Source organism: Nonomuraea turcica (genome assembly GCF_030718205.1).
Taxonomy (GTDB): domain Bacteria; phylum Actinomycetota; class Actinomycetes; order Streptosporangiales; family Streptosporangiaceae; genus Nonomuraea.
The window spans coordinates 36,872-54,712 of the sequence record NZ_JAUZQF010000010.1; the positions used below are offsets into that span (position 1 = coordinate 36,872).

Annotated in this window: 17 protein-coding genes and 4 pseudogenes; 6 read left to right on the forward strand and 15 right to left on the reverse strand. The window is 67.2% G+C overall.

The window, feature by feature from the left end:
- Positions 1-13: 13 nt before the first annotated feature.
- From Q9G87_RS25400 to Q9G87_RS60790, 7 genes and pseudogenes are all read right to left on the reverse strand, one after another.
- On the reverse strand, positions 14-322 hold the full coding sequence (locus Q9G87_RS25400) for a hypothetical protein (protein ID WP_305918969.1): 309 nt from the start codon (positions 320-322) through the stop codon (positions 14-16).
- Between the two features lie 331 nt (positions 323-653).
- A pseudogene (locus Q9G87_RS60785) lies at positions 654-818 on the reverse strand (hypothetical protein); the annotation flags it as partial.
- 388 nt (positions 819-1,206) lie between these two features.
- The gene (locus Q9G87_RS25405) at positions 1,207-2,439 is read right to left on the reverse strand and encodes an FAD-dependent oxidoreductase (RefSeq protein WP_305918970.1); all 1,233 of its coding nucleotides are present in this window, start codon (positions 2,437-2,439) and stop codon (positions 1,207-1,209) included.
- Between the two features lie 67 nt (positions 2,440-2,506).
- The gene (locus tag Q9G87_RS25410; RefSeq protein WP_305918971.1) at positions 2,507-3,223 is read right to left on the reverse strand and encodes an enoyl-CoA hydratase/isomerase family protein; all 717 of its coding nucleotides are present in this window, start codon (positions 3,221-3,223) and stop codon (positions 2,507-2,509) included.
- The gene (locus Q9G87_RS25415) at positions 3,220-3,498 is read right to left on the reverse strand and encodes an aromatic-ring hydroxylase C-terminal domain-containing protein (protein WP_305918972.1); all 279 of its coding nucleotides are present in this window, start codon (positions 3,496-3,498) and stop codon (positions 3,220-3,222) included. The genes Q9G87_RS25410 and Q9G87_RS25415 overlap by 4 nt, the downstream gene beginning before the upstream one ends.
- 169 nt (positions 3,499-3,667) lie before the next feature.
- Positions 3,668-4,456 carry an FAD-dependent oxidoreductase gene (locus Q9G87_RS25420; protein ID WP_305918973.1) on the reverse strand — a complete coding sequence of 263 codons (789 nt, stop codon included), beginning with the start codon at positions 4,454-4,456 and terminating at the stop codon, positions 3,668-3,670.
- The gene (locus Q9G87_RS60790; RefSeq protein ID WP_371825820.1) at positions 4,381-4,830 is read right to left on the reverse strand and encodes an FAD-dependent monooxygenase; all 450 of its coding nucleotides are present in this window, start codon (positions 4,828-4,830) and stop codon (positions 4,381-4,383) included. Before Q9G87_RS60790 ends, Q9G87_RS25420 begins: the two co-directional genes overlap by 76 nt.
- Positions 4,831-4,948: 118 nt before the next feature.
- On the opposite strand from Q9G87_RS60790, the pseudogene Q9G87_RS25430 reads away from it, so the two are divergent.
- A pseudogene (locus tag Q9G87_RS25430) lies at positions 4,949-5,358 on the forward strand (transposase family protein); the annotation flags it as partial.
- A gap of 111 nt (positions 5,359-5,469) precedes the next feature.
- Here Q9G87_RS25430 and Q9G87_RS25435 read toward each other — a convergent pair.
- A complete protein-coding gene (locus tag Q9G87_RS25435) occupies positions 5,470-5,886 on the reverse strand; it encodes a hypothetical protein (RefSeq protein ID WP_305918975.1) in 417 nt (138 codons plus the stop codon).
- Between the two features lie 585 nt (positions 5,887-6,471).
- Here Q9G87_RS25435 and Q9G87_RS25440 point away from each other — a divergent pair.
- Positions 6,472-7,761: pseudogene (locus tag Q9G87_RS25440) on the forward strand (IS1634 family transposase); the annotation flags it as partial.
- A 616-nt stretch (positions 7,762-8,377) separates the two neighbouring features.
- Here the strand turns inward: Q9G87_RS25440 and Q9G87_RS25445 are convergent.
- Positions 8,378-9,259, reverse strand: coding sequence for an RNA polymerase sigma-70 factor (locus tag Q9G87_RS25445; protein WP_305918976.1), 882 nt, complete (start codon positions 9,257-9,259; stop codon positions 8,378-8,380).
- Between the two features lie 241 nt (positions 9,260-9,500).
- Between Q9G87_RS25445 and Q9G87_RS25450 the strand changes: the two genes are divergently transcribed.
- Entirely contained in the window at positions 9,501-10,247 is a 747-nt protein-coding gene (locus Q9G87_RS25450; protein ID WP_305918977.1) for an SAM-dependent methyltransferase, read from the forward strand.
- A gap of 161 nt (positions 10,248-10,408) precedes the next feature.
- On the opposite strand, the gene Q9G87_RS25455 is transcribed toward Q9G87_RS25450, so the two are convergent.
- Complete coding sequence (locus Q9G87_RS25455; protein WP_305918978.1) at positions 10,409-10,990, reverse strand: TetR/AcrR family transcriptional regulator; 582 nt, start codon at positions 10,988-10,990, stop codon at positions 10,409-10,411.
- 95 nt (positions 10,991-11,085) lie between these two features.
- Between Q9G87_RS25455 and Q9G87_RS25460 the strand changes: the two genes are divergently transcribed.
- On the forward strand, positions 11,086-12,528 hold the full coding sequence (locus Q9G87_RS25460) for an FAD-dependent oxidoreductase (RefSeq protein WP_305918979.1): 1,443 nt from the start codon (positions 11,086-11,088) through the stop codon (positions 12,526-12,528).
- A 121-nt stretch (positions 12,529-12,649) separates the two neighbouring features.
- Positions 12,650-13,333, forward strand: coding sequence for an enoyl-CoA hydratase/isomerase family protein (locus tag Q9G87_RS25465; RefSeq protein WP_305919311.1), 684 nt, complete (start codon positions 12,650-12,652; stop codon positions 13,331-13,333).
- Positions 13,334-13,398: 65 nt separating this feature from the next.
- Here Q9G87_RS25465 and Q9G87_RS25470 read toward each other — a convergent pair whose 3' ends face one another.
- The 4 genes and pseudogenes from Q9G87_RS25470 to Q9G87_RS25485 all read right to left on the reverse strand — a co-directional run bounded on the left by Q9G87_RS25470 (position 13,399) and on the right by Q9G87_RS25485 (position 16,140).
- Positions 13,399-14,307, reverse strand: coding sequence for a haloalkane dehalogenase (locus tag Q9G87_RS25470; RefSeq protein ID WP_305918980.1), 909 nt, complete (start codon positions 14,305-14,307; stop codon positions 13,399-13,401).
- A 23-nt stretch (positions 14,308-14,330) separates the two neighbouring features.
- Positions 14,331-14,813 (reverse strand): MFS transporter, encoded by a 483-nt coding sequence (locus Q9G87_RS25475; RefSeq protein ID WP_305918981.1) that lies wholly within the window; start codon positions 14,811-14,813, stop codon positions 14,331-14,333.
- Positions 14,814-15,120: 307 nt separating this feature from the next.
- Positions 15,121-15,549, reverse strand: a pseudogene (locus Q9G87_RS60795) (MFS transporter); the annotation flags it as partial.
- Between the two features lie 84 nt (positions 15,550-15,633).
- The gene (locus Q9G87_RS25485) at positions 15,634-16,140 is read right to left on the reverse strand and encodes a cupin domain-containing protein (RefSeq protein WP_305918983.1); all 507 of its coding nucleotides are present in this window, start codon (positions 16,138-16,140) and stop codon (positions 15,634-15,636) included.
- Positions 16,141-16,254: 114 nt separating this feature from the next.
- On the opposite strand from Q9G87_RS25485, the gene Q9G87_RS25490 reads away from it, so the two are divergent.
- On the forward strand, positions 16,255-17,139 hold the full coding sequence (locus tag Q9G87_RS25490) for a LysR family transcriptional regulator (protein WP_305918984.1): 885 nt from the start codon (positions 16,255-16,257) through the stop codon (positions 17,137-17,139).
- Positions 17,140-17,148: 9 nt separating this feature from the next.
- Here the strand turns inward: Q9G87_RS25490 and Q9G87_RS25495 are convergent, their stop codons facing one another.
- Entirely contained in the window at positions 17,149-17,763 is a 615-nt protein-coding gene (locus Q9G87_RS25495) for a GlxA family transcriptional regulator (RefSeq protein WP_305918985.1), read from the reverse strand.
- Positions 17,764-17,841 lie beyond the last annotated feature (78 nt).

Consider the following 17,841-nt stretch of genomic DNA (forward strand, 5'->3'; position numbering starts at 1 on the left):
GCGGCTCCTGCCGCTAGCGTGATCTAGGAGAAGGGGGGTGGGGCGGGCTTGCCGAGGTGGTCGATGACGGCGATGTCGAATCCGATGTCTTCGGCCTTGTGGCACTTTCCTTCCATGCGCGGCGATCGGCGGCAGCCGACAGGGCGATGCCGAATCTGAACGGGTGGCCGGTCATCGGGCCCCTGCGGCTGGTACAGGTGGGCATGTTCGGCTGCCACTGGGCGAACGTGCGGGGCAGCCGGCCGGTGATCTGTTCCACATGGTCGGTCAGGGTGGAGCCGTACTCGTTGGGCGTGCCGTACATCTGCAGGAGGATCTCCACCAGGTCTTCCTCGCGAACCCCCTGGGCGTCTGGGTGAAGGCCCGGAACAGGGGACAGATCCGGCCGACTCGTGGATGGGCGGGCTCTGGGCAGTCACCATTCGCGACGCCAGCTGTGCGCAGCGGCTGGCTCACCCCAGTCGGTCAGGAAGTTGGCCATGAACTGCACAGGTTCAGGAAAGTCGACTCTAGTGAGCTTCCTTTTGATGGCCCACTCCAACGCGCTCTCCTGCCAGCCGCTCAGGACGGTGACCTTGTACACCCCGGTCCGCAGGCCAGTTCCACGATCTGTTGCCCGTTCTCCAAGGGCCGGTAGTTGCCGCCGAAGTTGCTCAGGTGAGCGGCGGTGATGCCGTCGAAGGTGGGGCCCAAGGTAGCACGGTCAGGTCGCCGACCACGATATCGACCCCTACCGGGAGGTTCGCGCTGGCGGGGTTGCGCGTCAGCGCCCGCACCTTGTGATGACGCTGAAGCAGGTGGCCAGAGAGGTGGCGGCCGACGGTTCCGCGGCTCCGGTGATGAGATGATCATAGATCCCGAGAGGAAGCAGACGCCCGGTTTGTGGCATCCGAGAACTACCTGCCATTGAATGACGGGCTGCGGCCGTCGCGCTGGGCGGTGAGCGCCTCTGTTCGTCCCCGCCTTCACTGGCAAAGGCGCCCGTCCCTCAGGCCGCTGGTCTTCCTAGCGCGGCACTTCCCCGCCTTCAAGAAGCTCCCGTCCAGACTGATCGCCTACGGCCCGCGCCCTGAACACGCCCCCGACTACGCTCGCCGATGAAACGCGGCTGCTTTCACGGGAACCTCGTTCCTGGCGGCGTCGCTCTCGCCGATGCCGGGCGCGACGTCGTGCTGCATGAATCTTGTGGCATGTGCTGTGATGAGATCAGCGGCGCGCGTAGTCGGGAGCGTGTTCAGGGCGCGGGCCGTAGGCGATGAACCGCGCAGGCATCCGGCGAAGGGCGGGGACATGACGGCCGAGGAACAGGAACGCTCCCGGTGGCCCGGACCGGCGGCCTTCGAATGCGGGCACGAACATGACCCGCTGCATCGCGCGTTGAGCGGCCTGTACGATGCGCGCCGGCCGCTCGCGACGTGCCTGGACGCGGGCGAGGTCGGCGGTCGTGACGTTTGCTCGGCGCAAGGGGTCGGCCAGCAGTCGCGCCGTGGCGACTGCGTCCTGGATGGCCAGATTGATGCCCACTCCTCCGACCGGTGTCATGGCATGTGCCGCGTCTCCGATGCATAGGAGCCCGTCAGTGAACCAGTGTCGCAGCCGGTTCATCTTGACATCCAGCAGATGCACTTCGTCCATGCTGGCGATGGCGTTCAACCGGTCGGCGAATTCTGGCCGCAGCCGCCCGATGCGCGCGCGGAAACGCTCAACGCCCTCTGTCCGCAGCCGGGCGTCGTAACCCTTGTGGGTCAGGTAGGCCAGCTGGTAGTAGTCGGCTCTGAACAGCGTCATCAGGATTTCGTCGCCCTGGATCTTCGGCAGCAGCCTGGCCACCTCCCCCTGCTCGTAGGCGTGCCGCGGCAAGCGGAACCACCAAGTGTCGTAGGGGACGGGAAACTCCCTCAGTGTCAGACCCGAAACACGGCGAAGGGTCGACTGACGTCCTTCGCAGGAGATGGTGAGGTCGGCTCGGATGTGCCCCTCGACCCCCTGCGCGGTGCGGTATCGCACGCCCACGGCCTTCTTGCCCTCTTTGAGCAGCCCGGTCGTCTCCGTGTTCATCCGCAGCGTGAACGACGGCTCCTCTGCCGCGGCCTCGGCGAGGAAGGTGAGGAGATCCCATTGGGGCATCATCGCGACGTAGTCGTACGGCTTGGGAAGGCTGCCGAAGTCGCCCAGCGTCACCATGGTCCCCGTACGGTCAGGCATCTCCAGATTGCCCATCCGGCTTTGAGGCAGCTCCCGGAACTTCTCACCCAGACCCAGTTCGTCCAGTAAGCGGATGGTCGAAGCGTGGACGGTGTCGCCGCGGAAGTCACGCAGGAAATCACCGTGCTTCTCCAGCACCGTCACGTCGATTCCGGCTCTGCCGAGGAGCAGGCCCAGCATCATGCCGGCCGGTCCTCCGCCGGAGATCACGACCGTGGTGTCAGTTGTGGCCACGTCCTTCCCTTCCCCAGTCATCTCATCAAATGATGAATTCGTACTTCACATGTTACCTATAGAGATGTCACATGCATAGGAGTTCGTGGAGCTGATAACTGTTGCGCTGACGGCGGGTCGCGGACGCGGCCTGAGCCCGACGGAGCCCCGGAGGCGGAGCGCACCCGTACACGACGCGGTGCGCCAGCCCCGCTCTCCGCCATAGCCGCGCCTCGGCCAGGACGGTGTCGGCCGGGCACACGTGGGTGACCATCCCCAAGCGCTCCGCTTCATGCGCGGTGACGGCGTCGCCGGTCAGGAGGTAGCGCTTGGCGAGTGTGGGCCCCAGGGCCAGTGGCCAGATGACCTGGCCGCCGTCGCCGACAGCGATGCCGAGCGGTACGTGCGCGTCGTGGATGCTGGCCGTGTCGGCTATGAAGACGGCGTCGCAGAACAGGGCGATGGTAGCGCCGATGGAGGCCGCGTCCCCGTTGAGTGCGGCGATAATCGGCACCTCGACGTCGAGGAGGTCCCAGATGAGCTGCCGCGCCACCTGATATCCCGCGTCGATCACCGCCAGCCCGGCCTGACGCTGCCACAGCAGCGAACCAACGACGTCGTTCAGACCCGTGAAGAAGTCAGGGCCGGAGCCGGTCAGCACGATGGCGCGGGCCTCGCGCTCGGCCCGTAGATCGTGGAAGAGAGTGCCGAGGGCTTCGTGGATGGCGGCGTCCTGGCCGGGCGACGCGGCTGGATCGGGGAGGAACACGGTCAGGACCTGACCGGTCCGCTCGAAGCGCATCATGCCGCACCACACCAATGGTGCAGGGCCTCGCGGAGCTGCGGGCCGTCGGGGTGGGTGGCTGTCCAGGCCAGGTAGCCGTCGGGGCGGATCAGGAGCGTGGTGGCGTTGCCGTGCAGGATCGGTCCGTCGGCGTGGATCGCGTCGACGCGGTCGCGCCACGGCTCGGCCGCCTCGCGCACACCGGAGGTGTCGAGCAGGACGAAGCGGCTGCCGCTCATCCGCTCATACAGCCGGTTCGAGCCGAGGGGCAGGTCGGCAACCCGTCTGCTGGCCATGGGGGGGAGCCGGGTACGCCGTTGGGGAGCGGTAGTGGATGCCGGGACCGGAGAGCGTCAGCCGGGCTTTCTCCGAGATCTTCGGGTGGTTGACAATCGCGGGGCGCGATGTAGGGGCGTAGCAGGCGGACCGGGGCGGGCGCGTCGGCCAGGCGCCGCAGCAGGTCGGTCAGGCGCAGGACCGTGCGGCCGACCGGATGGCGTTCGGTCTGGTAGGTGTCCAGCAGCCAGTCCGTGCCCATCCTTGGTGGGTAGCGGCGAGTTTCCAGGACAGGTTGGCGGCGTCCTGGATGCCGGTGCTCATGCCCATGGCGCCGAGCGGGGAGTGGACGTGGGCAGCGTCCCCGGCCAGGAAGACGCGCCCGACCCGATAGCTGCGTGCCTGCCTGCGCTCGCTCAGGAATCGGGTGGACCAGCTCATCTCCACAAGCCCCAGGTCATCACCGGCGATCCTGCGCAACGCATCGCGCACCTCCTCGATGCTCACCGGCTCATCGATCGGAACGTTCTGCCCGGTACGATCCCAGATCGTGGCGCGATACCGGCCGCCGCCGTAGGGGGGCAGCAACACCGCGCCGTCGTCGCCGATGAACGGGTTGACGGCCAGCGGCAGCTCGCGCTCGAGCAGCACGTCGGCGAGCAGAATGCGGGTGTCGTAACTGCGGCCGCTGAACCCCACCGACAGCAGGCGTCGGACGGCACTGTGCGCACCGTCACAGCCGACCACGTAATCGGCGCGCTCGCTCCGCCCATCCGCCAGAGTCAGCGTTACCCAGCCGGCGTCCTGAGTCAGGCCGGTAATCTCGGCGCCACGTACGATCTCGACACCCAGCTCCAGGGCTCTCTTCTCCAGGGCGGCCTCGGTGCGCGCCTGCTGCAGGATCAGCACGTACGGGAAGCGTCTGTCCGGGTGGCGCATGTTGAAGACCAACTCGGCGCCCTTGATATGCGGCCGCACCTCGGAACCTGGATGCCCTGCTTGGTCAGCCCGTCGGCCAGGCCGCGCATGTCGAGCAGTTCCAGGGTGCGGGCATGGATTGCGAAGGCCCTGGTGAGATTGGACTCTTCGGCCCGCCGTTCCACGATCTTGACGGGAATCGCGGTCTTGACCGCCGTCGGGTGGCCGATGATGTTCGATGTCCGCGCCCGGCTGCAGGTCCATGGCATGCGCGACGACGCCATCGGCGGCCAGGTGATTCCATGCCTCCTAAAGGGCCACGACCCGCTTGGCGCTGGTGCCGGCCCGGCGGGCGAACTCCCGGGCACTGATGCGCCGGAAGGTGTTTGGCCGCAAACACCTGGACTGATGTTCGAGTCGAACACCGTCGCCATCACCGGGCGTGACCCGTCTGGCGACCAGATAGGCCATCAGCCACGGGCCTTTGCGCTCCAAGGTGGCGAACTGGGCGATGTCCGCGCCGAGGGCTTCCTCGCCGTCGTCGCCGATGGCCTGCCGGCCCAGGACGGGACGATCCTGTGGACCTCGGGCGCACTACCGGGCAAGACTCACGACCTGAGCGCCGCCCGCATCTGGGCATCCTGCGCACTGGACAAAGCCGGGATTGTCACTTTGGCCGACAAGGCGTACCAGGGAGCCGAAGGTCCGATCGTCACCCCGTACAGGGCAAGAATAAGCCCGAGTCGCAGAAGCAGGCCAACCGCTCCCACGCCCGGCTCCGCGGACCCGGCGAACATGCCACCGCCCAGCTGAAGAGCTGGAAGATCCTCCGAAAGCCATGCTGCAGCCCTTCCAAGGCCGACCACCTCTGCGAGGCCATCGCCGTCCTTCAAAACCACCGTGTCGGCAGGCCGCCTGAGGATGAAAACATTCACAGGGCGACGGCGCATGCCAGTCGGTGAACGTTGTCGGAAGCCGTGTGCGGGAGAACCGCACGCACGGTTTGAAGCGGCAGGGACTGGAAGCGGAGCATCAGCCACCGCGCCAGTCCCTGACCCTACTGAGTAGTGCGTTCAGGCCCAGCCGTCACCGCTCCTGCAACCGTCCGTAGTTGTCCCCTTAATCTTGCACACTATGATGTTGACATACATGTTTTCCGGCAAATCCCCTGTCTTCCATGGCGTGCAGTACGGCGAATCGTAACCTTGGGTGGTGGCACTGCGAATAATTTTGCCTTCAGAGTCGAGCATCCACGCTTTGACGCCCCAGCCATCAGGCTCGGTATCACAGGCCCTCAAAGCATCGCCAGGATAGTTGCTCCCAACGGGATCGGAATTGAAGTGTCCATATCCGACCGAGGGGCAATAAGTCAAATCGCAGTCCTTTACGTGCACTATTGCGTCATTGCTGGCCTGTGCGGGGGACGCAGTCATGGCTACTGCCGCAGCCGCCGTTCCCGCCGCCACTAACACGCGAGAAATATTTCGCATATCCACTCTCCCATCTGTTGGCGCCTCGGCCGGCTATATATTCACGGATCACGCTATTAGCACGGCGCGGCAGCGCGGTGACCCACATCGGCTGCGGCGCTGCGAGGGAATATCGCCGACCTCGACGAGTTGTTCACCGTGTCGTGCACCGCCGATGGCGCATGCCCCTCCTCGTGACAGCGGAGTTGCTTCCTCGAAGGGGAAGCGAAGTCACATACTGTGAGACTTGTTCGTGTCCGATGTGTGACATCAACCCGAGGAATGTGACTCAGATCACATGATGTGACACGGCCGTTCCGAGAGCGTGAGGGTGGGTTGGAACGCGAGCGACGAACCAGGATCGCGATGTGGTCACGGGCGGTGTGTTGGCCCCGGAATGAGACGAAGCTCCGGCTAACAAGGGTCTTCTCACGGACCACCCTGGTGTTCTGGGGGTCGGAGAATGCAGGGACAGCCATCAGCAGTGAGACCTGACTTGGCTCACGTTCAAGATCAAATCCGAGTGATGGCTCGCTGACTTGGGATTCGCCGTCGAGGATGGCGAAAAGTGCGTACTAAACCGGCCGCATCTCTACCCTGTAGGCCGTGTCTCCGTACGTGCGGACGGTGAAAACAGCCTCAGGGGCGCGGGCGGTGCAGATCGTGTACTCCTCGCGCCGCGGGTCGCGGAAGATCGAGCACTTCGGATCCGCGCACGACGACGCCGAGCTGGAGACGCTCAAGGTCATCGCGCGTCAGCGGCTGGCTACTGGGCAGGAAGAGCTGGATCTCGGGCTGGATGACGCCGGCCCGGCCGCGGGCGGTCCGCTGGAGATCGCCAGCTCTCGGATGGAACATCTGTGGGATGCCCTGTCCCGCGCCTATGCCGCGCTCGGGTTCGACGCCGCAGCCGAGGGTGATGAGGTGTTCCGGCAGCTGGTGCTGGCCCGGGTGATCGAACCGACCAGCAAGCAGGACAGCCTGCGCGTGCTGGACGAAGCGGGCATGACCCCGGTGTCGTATGCGACGGTGAAACGCCGGCTGCCGCTGTATGCCGACCAGCAGTGGCGCAAGGCCTTGGCCGAGGCGTGCGCGGCGCACGCCCGCTTGGGACCGGCAAGCCTGGTGCTGTACGACGTGTCGACGCTGTATTTCGAGACCGACGCCGGGGACGGGTTCCGCGAGCCGGGCTTCTCCAAGGAGCGGCGGCTGGATCCGCAGATCACGATCGGGCTGCTGACCGACGCCTCCGGGTTCCCGCTGATGGTGCAGGCCTTCGAGGGCAACAAGGCCGAGACCCACACCATGCTCCCGGTCATCCAGGCGTTCATGACCGCCCACCGGCTCGCCGACGTCACCATCGTCGCCGACGCTGGAATGATCTCCGAGGCGAACAAGCAGGCCATCGAGGAGGCAGGCCTGTCGTTCATCCTCGGCATGAAGATCCCCGAGGTCCCCTACGTGGTCAAGCAGTGGCGGCGCGAACACCCCGACACCCAGATTCCCGACGGGCACATCTTCATCCAGCCCTGGCCCGCCGCCGCTACGCAGTCCCGCCGGGACCAGATGATCTACTACCAGTATCGGGCCGACCGGGCCCGGCGCACCCTGCGCGGCATCGACGAGCAGGTCGCCAAGGCCGAACGCGCCGTCGAAGGGCAGGCGCCGGTCAAACGCAACAGGTTCGTCCGGCTGGACGGCGCGCTCAAGAGCGTCAACCGGGACCTGGAGGCCAAAGCGCGGGGACTGGCCGGGCTCAAGGGCTACATCACCAACCTGCCCGGAATCACACCCGCGTTCGTGATCGAGGCCTACCACCGGCTGTTCGAGATCGAAAAGTCTTTCAGGATGAGTAATGAAGCGTTCTCTCCTGGTCCCGGCGGAACGCATGTCCAGACTCAGCAGGCGCCGTTGGTGACGCAGCAGTGGCTGAAGGTGCAGGGTCTGGAGTGGCCCCCTCGCCCGCACCGCCTCCACAGTAGATTGCCATCCTGAGGCCGTCCCACCTGGTGTTGGACAAATGGCCGGAGTCGCAGGTACACGGGCCCACAGCCAACGCCTGTGTCTGGGGGACGACGTGAGCGAGCAGGTTGTCGCCCAGGGCTTCGAAGATCTTCTTCATCGATATCGGTTCCTTTCCGGTGATTTCAGCACGCTCACCGAGCGTCCAGCACGGTGCTGACGTGCAGTTGCGCCACGCGTTCGAAGCTTCATCGTCGTCTTCTCCTCCATGGAGCCGGACGCTCCGGCCAGACGCGGCAGGCAACACGCGCGCTTGTTTCTTCCGTCTGTCTTCCGGCTCGGGAAAGCCAGCTCGCGGTGCACTAAAAAGAGAGGAAAGCCTGTGCCCCCATCACGATGGTCTGTAGCAACATCTGGCGTAGCAATTCATCGCCCCTGGGCGGGTCGCCGAGCGTTGTCACCAAGCGGGCACTGCCCGGCTCGTGCGATTGGCGCTGGCCGGGTCGGGCAGGGCGCATCGGCTGGTTTCTCGTCCCTTCGGTGACCAGGATCATTCGGCGGACTGCTCGGGGATGTGGGTGAGTTTGTCGGGGTTGCTGACGGTGTAGATGTCGCGTACTTGGGAGCCATCGGGGGTGAGGTCGACGACCATGACGGCGTAGGGGGTGTTCTGCACGAACAGCACGGCGGAGGGTTCGCCGTTGACCTGGCGGTATTGGATGTCCAGGTCGTCGAGAGGCCGGGCGGTGCTGGCGGTGAGGACGCGGGCGACGTTGTCGCGGCCGTGGACGGGGCGGGGGCCGGCGGCGCTCGACTTGCCACCGCCGTCGGACCACAGCGTGACCTCTGGTGCCAGGAGTTCCAACAGAGCTTCCAGGTCGCCGCCGAACGCGGCGGCCACGAACCGCTCGGTCACCTGCTGTTGGAGGTGTGGGTCGACCTGGGTACGGGGTCGGCGGGCCTGGACATGTTCGCGGGCGCGGTGGGCGAGCTGGCGTACCGCGGTGGGGGTGCGGTCGATCATGGCGGCGATCTCGGTGTGCTGGTAGGCGAACACCTCGTGCAGGATGAACACCGCCCGCTCCAGCGGAGTGAGCGTCTCCAATACCACCAGCAGCGCGAGCGAGAGGGTGTCCGCCCGCTCCGCGTGGTCGGCGGCATCGGCGGAGGTGATCAGCGGTTCGGGCAGCCAGGAGCCGACATAGGTCTCCCGCCGCCGCCGCAGGGCGCTCTGGTGGGCCAGTGCCTGGTTGACCGCGATCCGCACCAGGTAGGCGCGCGGGTGATCAATCTGATCCGGGCTCCTGGACGACCACGCCAGCCATGTCTCCTGCAGCACGTCCTCGGTGTCGGTGACACTCCCGAGCATGTTGTAGACGATGGAGAACAGCAGCTCGCGATGGTCGGCGAACACCTGAGTGGCATCAGACATCACAGGTCCCCTCAATATGTGACTGCTCCAGAGAGCGCGTGGCAGCAGTGATGTGTGACACCGTCCCGTCAAATGTGACCTAGATCTCATCCGCCGGAAATTCATTTACCGTGCGCTTGAGCGCGGGCTAGGGTCGCGGATCACGATCTCGTGACGGAGGAGTTGTTTTATATGTTGGTCAATCGCGTGCGTAATCTCGCCGGCTCGGTTATTCGACCATCGCACGTTAGGACTCATTCCCTTGGATCTGCCACGTAGCTTCACCATCCGGGAGCACAGCCACCGGATTCTCGACCCGTTCACCTCGGAAAAGCTCGCCATACTGGGTGCCGCGATCGGGCTGCGCCCGGGCGCTTCCGTACTCGATCTGTGCTGCGGCAAGGGCGAGATGCTGGCCACCTGGGCCCGCGACCACGGCATCACCGGCACCGGCGTAGACATCAGCACGGTCTTCCTCACCGCCGCGCGCAAGCGCACCGCCGAGCTCGGCGTCGCAAGCCAGGTGACGTTCGTGCACGGCGACGCCGCCGAGTATGTGGCGGCCGAGCGCGTCGATGTTGCGGCGTGCGTGGGGGCGACCTGGATCGGCCAGGGCGTCGCCGGGACCGTGGCGCTGCTTGAGCGCAGCCTGCGGCCGGGCGGCATGCTGCTGATCGGCGAGCCGTTCTGGCGCGCCGATCCGCCCAGCCAGGAAGCCGTCGAAGCCTGCCATGTACGGACGCGGGAGGCCCTGGAGACGCTGCCTGGTCTCGTGGCGCTGTTCGACGGTCTGGGCTACGACCTCGTCGAGATGGTTCTGGCCGATGAGGACAGCTGGGACCGGTACGTCGCGGCCCAGTGGCTGAACATCCGCACCTGGCTGGATGCCAACCCCGACGACGAGCTCGCACCCGAGCTTCGGGTTGAGCTGTCCCGGGAGCCGCTGCGCTACACCAGGTTCCAGCGGCCCCTGCTCGGCTGGGGCGTGTTCGCGCTCATGAAGCGCTGACGACGATTTCCTGGTTCAGCCCTTTCCCGCTGGGCGGGACAACGGCAGTCGGGCAGCCGTCCTTCCCACGGCTGCCCGACTGCGTCGGCCCAGTGAGGGACACGATGTGCTGCCGGCCCGCGACACAGGTCGTGCGGCAAGTGGTGGCGAGTCGAGTGGCCTTACTTCGCGTGGGCGAAGCCATAGAGAAGACCATCGACCACGGCAGTGAGCTCGTCGGGGTCGGGCAGGGGCGTGTCGGTGGCGACGCGGACGGCGATGATGCCCGAGATCAGGTCCGCGATCAGCAGGGGGCTGGTGGACGCGGGTAGCTCGCCCCGCTTCACCGCGCGGTCCACCAGCACGGTGATCAGCTCTAGGCGGCGGTCCAGCACCGCGCGGAACAGGTGGGTGAAGGCGGGGTCGCGGCAGGCTTCGCCGAGTGCTTGCCGCATCAGCATGCGGATGCGCGGGTTGGCGAACACACGCATGATCTGCGACAGCGTGTCGTGGAGATCGCCGCGGATGGAGCCGGTGTCGGCGGGATGGAACTGCTCGATGCTGACCTGAGAGAACGCCTCCAGGATCAGATCCTTCTTGGTCGGGTAGCGGCGGAAGACCGTGGTGCGGCCCACGCCCGCGTAGGCGGCGACGTCGTCGAAGGTCATGTCAAAGCCTCGCTCGAACAGCAGCTCGGCCATCGCCTTGCGGATGGCGTTGTCCACCTCCGGATCGGGCCGGCGGCCTCCACGGTTGGTCGGCATTCATGTGCTCCTTGACAGGTTCCGGTATTTAGAGTACCAAATGAGCAAAGCGGTACTTGTAGTACCGGAACTTGAAGTATCGGATGGAGGACGCCGTGAGCGTCATCATCGTGGGAGCGGGACCCACCGGACTAGCACTGGCCGGAGACCTTGCCGCCGCCGGAGTCCCGGTCAAGATCCTGGAACGGAGGGCCGAGGAGTCCAACCTGACCCGGGCCTTCGCCGTGCATGCCCGCACGCTGGAATTGCTCGATATGCGCGGCCTGGCCGACGGGCTTGTTGCCCAAGGGATCCAGGTCCCGCAGGTGCGTGTGCACCTGAAGGGTGCGGAGCTGGCGTTCAACATGTGCCACCCGGACAGCCGCTTCCCGTACGTGCTCATCCTGCGCCAGGCGCGCACCGAGGCTGCTCTGGAGGAACGGGCCCGGGATCTGGGCGTCGAGATCGTCCGCGGCGCCGAGGTGACCGGCCTGGCGCAGGACGCCGACGGCGTCACGCTCGCCCTGTGCACCGGGGGCAGCGAACGTGCCGATTACGTGGTGGGTTGCGACGGAGCGCACAGTGCCGTGCGGCGGCTGCTCGGGGTGGGGTTTTCCGGCAAGAGCTACGACACCCGCATCCTGCTGGCCGACGTTCTGCTCAAACGCCAACTGCCGCTGGCCGTGAACCCGTTCATCGGCGACGACGGCGCCGTGCTGCTGCCTCCCTACGGTGATGGCTGGTTTCGCGCCACCATCTGGGACCGAACCGGCCAGAACATCCCGATCGACCAACCCGTCGACATTGAAGAGGTGCGCGACTCGCTGCTCAGGATCGCCGGCGACGATCTGGGCCTGGCTGAGATGAGCTGGTCCACCCGGTTCCTCAGCGAGCGTCGGCAGGCCCGCACCTACCGGGTCGGCCGCGTCTTCCTGGCCGGAGACGCGGCCCACGTGCACTCGCCGCTCGGTGCCATGGGCATGAGCACCGGCATCCAGGACGCCGCGAACCTGTCGTGGAAGCTCGCGGCCGCGCACCAGGGATGGGCACCGCCCTGGCTGCTGGACACCTACCAGTCCGAACGCCACCCGGTGGGCCGCACCGTGCTACGCCTCACTGACTTGCTGCGCCGCCTGGCTGATGCGCCCGCGCCCATTCGCCTCCTGCGTCCCTACATCGCGCCCGCGATCATCAACCACCCGAAGATCTCCGAGAAGGCCCGGCTGACGCTCTCGGGCCTGGGCATCCACTACCCGACCCCGGATGGCACGCTCGCCTCACCGATGGCCGGTCATCGCCTCCCCGACCTGCGGCTCGGCACCGGCCGGCTGTATGAACGGATGCGAGGCCGCTTCGTCCTGCTCGACGCCACCACCACACACGAGGCGGCCGGACCATGGCACGACCGCATCGACGTACTGACCGCCGACAGCCCGATCCCGTACGGCGAGGCCACCACGCTCCTGATCCGGCCCGACGGCTACCTCGCCTGGACCGCCACCCACCCCAACCTGCAACAGATGCGCCTGGCGCTGCGCCAATGGTGCGGGCAGGCCTGATGATGCGCCACGAGCGGACCGGCCAGGTCCTGACCGTCCACCTTCCGAATCCGGCGGAACTGACCGGGCAGGACGCCGCCATCCACGAGAACCTCGGCAAGCTCTTCCACGACTCCACGACCTGCGCGCCGAGCGCGAGACCCGCGCCGTCGTGCTCACCGGCTCCCGACCTCACTTCTTCACCGGACTCAACGACGTGGCCGGCTCGCTGCTGTGGCAGCGCCAAGCCGGACTGGGAGTGATCGACGCGGGCCGCCAGATCGCGCGACGACTCATCTGGGACCTCCTCGACGTCGAGATACCGGTCATCGCCGCCCTCAACGGCGACGCCGTCTCCATCGGCGCCACCATCGCCCTGCTCTGCGACGCCGTCTTCATGGCCGACACCGCCACCCTCCGGGACCCCCACGTGCAGCTGGGCGTCGCCGTCGGCGACGGCGGCCAGGCCATCTGGCCGCTGGTGGTCGGGCCCGCACTCGCCAAGCGCTACCTCCTGACAGGCGACCCGATCACCGCCCAGAATGCTCTGCGCATGGGCTTGGTCACGCACGTGTCTTCCGCCGACACCGTCCTCGCCGAGGCAACCGGCTTCGCCCAGCGGTTGGCCGCAGAGGCGCCCCTGGCGGTCCGCTACACCAAGACGGCCGTCAACCGTCTGATCAAGGACGCGATCGCCGGCGCGTTCGAGCAGGGGGCTCGACCACGAGCTGCTGACGTTCATGAGCGAAGACATGGTCGAAGCGCTTACTGCTCGGCGCGAAGGCCGTATGCCTTCTTTTCAGGGCAAGTAGGCCCAGGATGCTGACCGGCAAGCGAAGCCAGACTGCGCGCGACCGGGAGCCTGGCTTGGGTGTTGCCCCGCGGGTCTCCTCAGCCCGTGGTCGATGGTGTGGCGATAAAGGTGTTGATGACCTGCGCCAGCTGTTGTGGCTGGTCTTCCTGGAGGAAGTGGCTCGCGTTCGTGATGGTGACGTGGGTGGCGCCGGGGATACGTTCGGCGATGCGCTTCCCGTGTGGGCCGGTGACCATGTCGTGCTCGCCGTACGCGCACAGGAACGGGATCTGCAGCTCTTCCAGTACGGCCCAGGCGGCGCGGTTGGGTTCGCTGGCCACGTCATCCGGCGAGATGGGCGCGAGCAAGGGGAACTGGCGTGCTCCCTGCAGGTAGGACTCGTCCGGGAAGGGGGCGTTGTAGGCGGCTTGGACGGCGCGCTCGAGCTCGTCCAAGGTGCTGCGGTCGATGATCTCGCCCGGTTTGAACGGGTAGATGCGCTGGCTGCGCTGTAGCCACTGGACGTAGAACGGGCCCATCTCGTCGGAGTCACCGGTGGGCAGCAGCGTGTTGGTGGCGATCACGCGGCGGAAGCGTTCGATGTGCTCGGCGAGCAGCCGCAGTCCCAGCATGCCGCCCCAGTCGTGGCAGACCAGAGTGACGTCCCGCAGGTCCAGGGCGTCGAAGATGGTCTCGCGCAGCCAGTCCACATGTGCCTGGTAGGTGTAGTCATAGCGGAAGGCGGGCTTGTCCGAGCGGCCGAACCCGACCAGGTCGGGCGCGACGCATCGATGTCCGGCCGCGACCAGCGGCGGTATCACGCGCCGGTACAGGTAACTCCAGGTCGGCTCGCCGTGCAGCAGGAGGATCGTCTCCCCGCTGGGATTATCGGGGCGTTCGTCCACGTAGTGCACGCGCAGCCCGCCGCTGATCTCGGTGTAGTGAGATGCGAAGGGGTAGTCGGGGAGGTTGTCGAAACGCTCATCCGGGGTCCGCAGACTATTCATGCCCTCTCAGAGGCGTCCAAGGGTCATGAGTGTGACATCGGAGCCGGCCGGGTTGTCACCGCCGTCAATGCCGTGACCAGCGGGAAGACGACGATCAACGCCAGGGCGTGGGTGAATCCGAAAGGTTCGGATAGGGCGCCGGCCAGGGCGGATCCGGTCGCGCCGCCGACGAAAAGCATGAGGTTGAGCAGTCCCATGCCCATGCCGCGCAGTTCGAGCGGGAGCCGGGCGGATATCTCCGTGGGAAGCAGGACCTGGGTGAGGGCGAAGGTGGCCAGGTTGAGCGAGGCGGCGGCGACCGCCGTCCACGGCCCTCCTGCTCCGGTGGCCGCCACGGCCACGGCGGCGGCCGTGGTCGCGGCCACCACGGCCAGCAGCCAGCGGCTGTCGCGCGGGCGCAGGCGTCCCGCCAGCCGGGAAAGCAAGGCGCCGGCGGCCGCGCCCGGGAGAAACGCAATGCCGATCGTGAGCCCGCTCCAGCCGTGCGCGGCCAAGATTTGCGGCACTGCATACATGGCGGCGAACAGTCCGCCGAACACGCCGACGCCGATGACACCGCGATCCAGAAGCCGCCGTTGGTGCCACGGGCCGGGGGATGAAGCCGTCTGGGCTGCGGTGGACGCGCCGCACCATCAGGGCGGCGGCCACCAGGAGTATCGATGCCTGGGCGATGAGGGCTGCGGGTGGCAGGTCCAGTGTTCGCGCCTGGATGAGCATCATCAGGGTGCTGACTGTCACGGTGAGGATGGCGGCGCCGGTCAGGTCCACCGGTTGGCCTGATCCGGCTCGCCGTACCAGAGGCAGGCACAGCGGCACGGCCAGCAGCGACAGGGCTGGGAGGACGAGGGTGAGACGCCAGGTCAGCCAGGTGGTGACGAGTCCGCCGACCAGAGTCGCGCTGGCAGCGAAGCAGGCCATGACGATGCCGTAACTGGCTAGAGCCTGGCGGCGGTGCGCGGGTTCCAGCGTGGTGAGCAGCGCGCCTCCGCCGGCCGCCATGGCGCCCGAGCCGGTGGCCAGGAGCAGGCGGCCGGCGACCAGCATGCCAAGGCTAGGTGCGAGTACGCACACGACGGCTCCGGCGGCCAGGACCAGCGCGCCCGTGAGTAGCGCGGTCCGCAGGCCACGCGAGGTCGCCAGCCTGGCGAACACTGCGGTGCCCACGCCGAGTGCGAGGGCGTGCGCGGTCAGTACCCAGGCCACGCTTGCCGGACCGGCGTGCCATGCCCGCGGCGGTGACACCGAAGACGGTGGGGCCGAACAGTGCCCCCAGCCGTAGCGCGGTGGACCGCGAGGAGATGCGCTGGTGGGAGGCGATCATAGTGGTCATCGGGTCTGCTTTCCGTGCTGAGACCGGGCGGCGGTCCAGGCGGGGTCGTCGAGGAAGTGCACGTCGTAGTGCTCTTGCAGGGGGAGCAGGCTGTCGAACGGTTCCAGGCCGTGTTGGATGCGTCCCAGAGCGCGGAAGTAGCCGAAGCGGTCGACGCCTGAGGTCAGGACCACCAGCAGGTCGGCCGTGCTGCCGGGTGTTGCCCCGAAGGCGTGCGGCATGCGCGGCGGGATCACCACCAGCCCGCCCCGGCTCACGCTGGTCAGCAGGCCGTCGAGCAGGAACTCCACCGTGCCGTCGAGCACGTAGAACAGCTCCGTCGACAGCGCGTGGTGATGTGGTCGTGCACCGTCGGCGCCCTTGCCGAGGAGGAGGCGGTTGGCTCCCAGCGCGCCGCCGGTGTCGCTGGCATCTGCCAGCAGCTGGAACCCACCGCCACCCGGCAGCGCCACATACTCGGCATCGTACGGCTCCAGGATCAGCGCGTCACCGAAAGAGGACATGATCAGCTCCCTTGTATTGAGATCGACATCTATTCGAGCGCGGGAAGAACGCGGCAACCAGGAGCGTTTGGCACGTGCATCGATCACGGATCGTGATAAATCGCGGGAGGGTGCGTGGAGCTGCGGCAGTTGCAGTACTTCGTAGCGGTGGCCGAGGAGGGCGGCTTCAGCCGGGCCGCCGAGCGGCTGCACATCGTCCAGGCCGCGGTCAGCCAGCAGATCGCCCGACTGGAACGCGAGCTCGGCGTGACCTTGTTCGACCGCTCCACCCGGCATGTGCGTCTGTCCAATGCCGGGGAGTTGCTGCTGTCCGAGGCGCGAGCCGTGCTGGCCGCCGCCCATCAGGTCCGCCAGGTGGCTGCCGACATCGTCACAGGCAAGGAGGGGATCTTGCACCTGGGTGCGGTGCAAGGGCCCGGTGACCGCATCCATCGCCTGCTGAGCGAGCTGGCGGTCATCGCGCCCAGGCTTCAGGTACGGCTGCACCGCCTCGGCCTGGTCGAACGGCTGGCGGCCGTGCAATCCGGGGAACTGGACGCGGCCCTGGTTCGCGCTCTCACCGAGGCTCCACAGGTGGAGTTGCTGCCACTGTGGAGCGACCCGCTGTTCGTCGCGCTACCGGCGAGCCATCCGCTCGCGGCGGAACCCGTTCTGCGCGTGGAGCAGTTGGCCGGTCTCCCCTTGCGGCTCGCGCCCCGTGACCACAACCCGCCCTTCCACGACCTGATCGTCGAGGCGATGCGGGAGGCCGGGGCCGAGCCGCTGCTGGGGCCGCCGTTCACCGCCCTGCTCGACACGCTCACCGCCATCGGCTCAAGCGCGCCGTCCTGGACGGTCTTCTACCAGGTGACCGAGCTGCCTTCGCTGCCCCGAGTGGCCATCCGTGCCCTGGCCGCGCCGACGCTGATCACATCGCTGGCCGTACCTCCAGGCCTGCCCACACCGGGCGTACGCCATCTGCTCGAGGCCATCGCCTTGACCTCTGGCACAGGGCTTTGACCGTGAGCGTCAGTCTGCGATCGCGCCGGTGTTCCGGGCGAAGGTGCGGCGGTAGTCGCGGGGCGCCACCCCACGGCGGAGGACGAACTTCTCGCGCAGCACCGCCGCGCTGCCGTAGCCAGCCGCGCGGGCGATCTCCTCGATGGGCAGGTCCGTCGCCTCGAGCAGCTCCTCGGCACGGTTGAGTCGCTGGGCCGCCAGCCAGGCGTGCGGGATGGTGCCGGTGGCGGCCTTGAACCGCCGGGCGAACGAACGTCGGCTCATCAGCGCGCGGACGGCCAGCTCGCCGATCGGGATCCTGCGGTCCAGGTTGGCCCGCGCCCAGACGATGGCCTCCGACAGCCGCCGGTCGTCGCCGTCGGAGGGCACGGGCGTGTCGATGTAGAGGGCCTCAGGCCGGACCGTCACCGCGGGGTGGCGGATGGCGAGTTCTTTGGCGAACTGCCAGTGCGTCGTCGCCTCCAGCCCGTCGAGGAGCCCGGCCTCGGCCAGCAGGAACGTGCCGACGCAGTGACCTGCGATAATCGCGCCTCGCCGGTAGGCCGTGCGCAGGGCGTCCACGATGGTCGTGGTGAGGTCCGCGCGGAACTCCTGTCCGGGCAGCTGCGAGACCTGGCTCGCCATAACCGGCCGAGCTCGGATCTCAGCGCTCCTGGATTCCCGATAGGTGGATCCCTACAACTGCTCCTCGTAGATGATCTC

What these genes read in the sequence shown, in the direction of transcription:
- Q9G87_RS25410 (WP_305918971.1), bottom strand. Translation starts at nt 3,223, where the DNA reads ATGATGCGCTTCGAGCGGACCGGTCAGGTCCTGACCGTGTTCCTCCCC.
- Q9G87_RS25495 (WP_305918985.1), bottom strand. Translation starts at nt 17,763, where the DNA reads ATGGCGAGCCAGGTCTCGCAGCTGCCCGGACAGGAGTTCCGCGCGGAC.
- Q9G87_RS25415 (WP_305918972.1), bottom strand. Translation starts at nt 3,498, where the DNA reads ATGGCCAGCAGACGGGTTGCCGACCTGCCCCTCGGCTCGAACCGGCTG.
- Q9G87_RS25470 (WP_305918980.1), bottom strand. Translation starts at nt 14,307, where the DNA reads ATGAATAGTCTGCGGACCCCGGATGAGCGTTTCGACAACCTCCCCGAC.
- Q9G87_RS60790 (WP_371825820.1), bottom strand. Translation starts at nt 4,830, where the DNA reads ATGGCGACGGTGTTCGACTCGAACATCAGTCCAGGTGTTTGCGGCCAA.
- Q9G87_RS25485 (WP_305918983.1), bottom strand. Translation starts at nt 16,140, where the DNA reads ATGTCCTCTTTCGGTGACGCGCTGATCCTGGAGCCGTACGATGCCGAG.
- Q9G87_RS25445 (WP_305918976.1), bottom strand. Translation starts at nt 9,259, where the DNA reads ATGTCTGATGCCACTCAGGTGTTCGCCGACCATCGCGAGCTGCTGTTC.
- Q9G87_RS25455 (WP_305918978.1), bottom strand. Translation starts at nt 10,990, where the DNA reads ATGCCGACCAACCGTGGAGGCCGCCGGCCCGATCCGGAGGTGGACAAC.
- Q9G87_RS25435 (WP_305918975.1), bottom strand. Translation starts at nt 5,886, where the DNA reads ATGCGAAATATTTCTCGCGTGTTAGTGGCGGCGGGAACGGCGGCTGCG.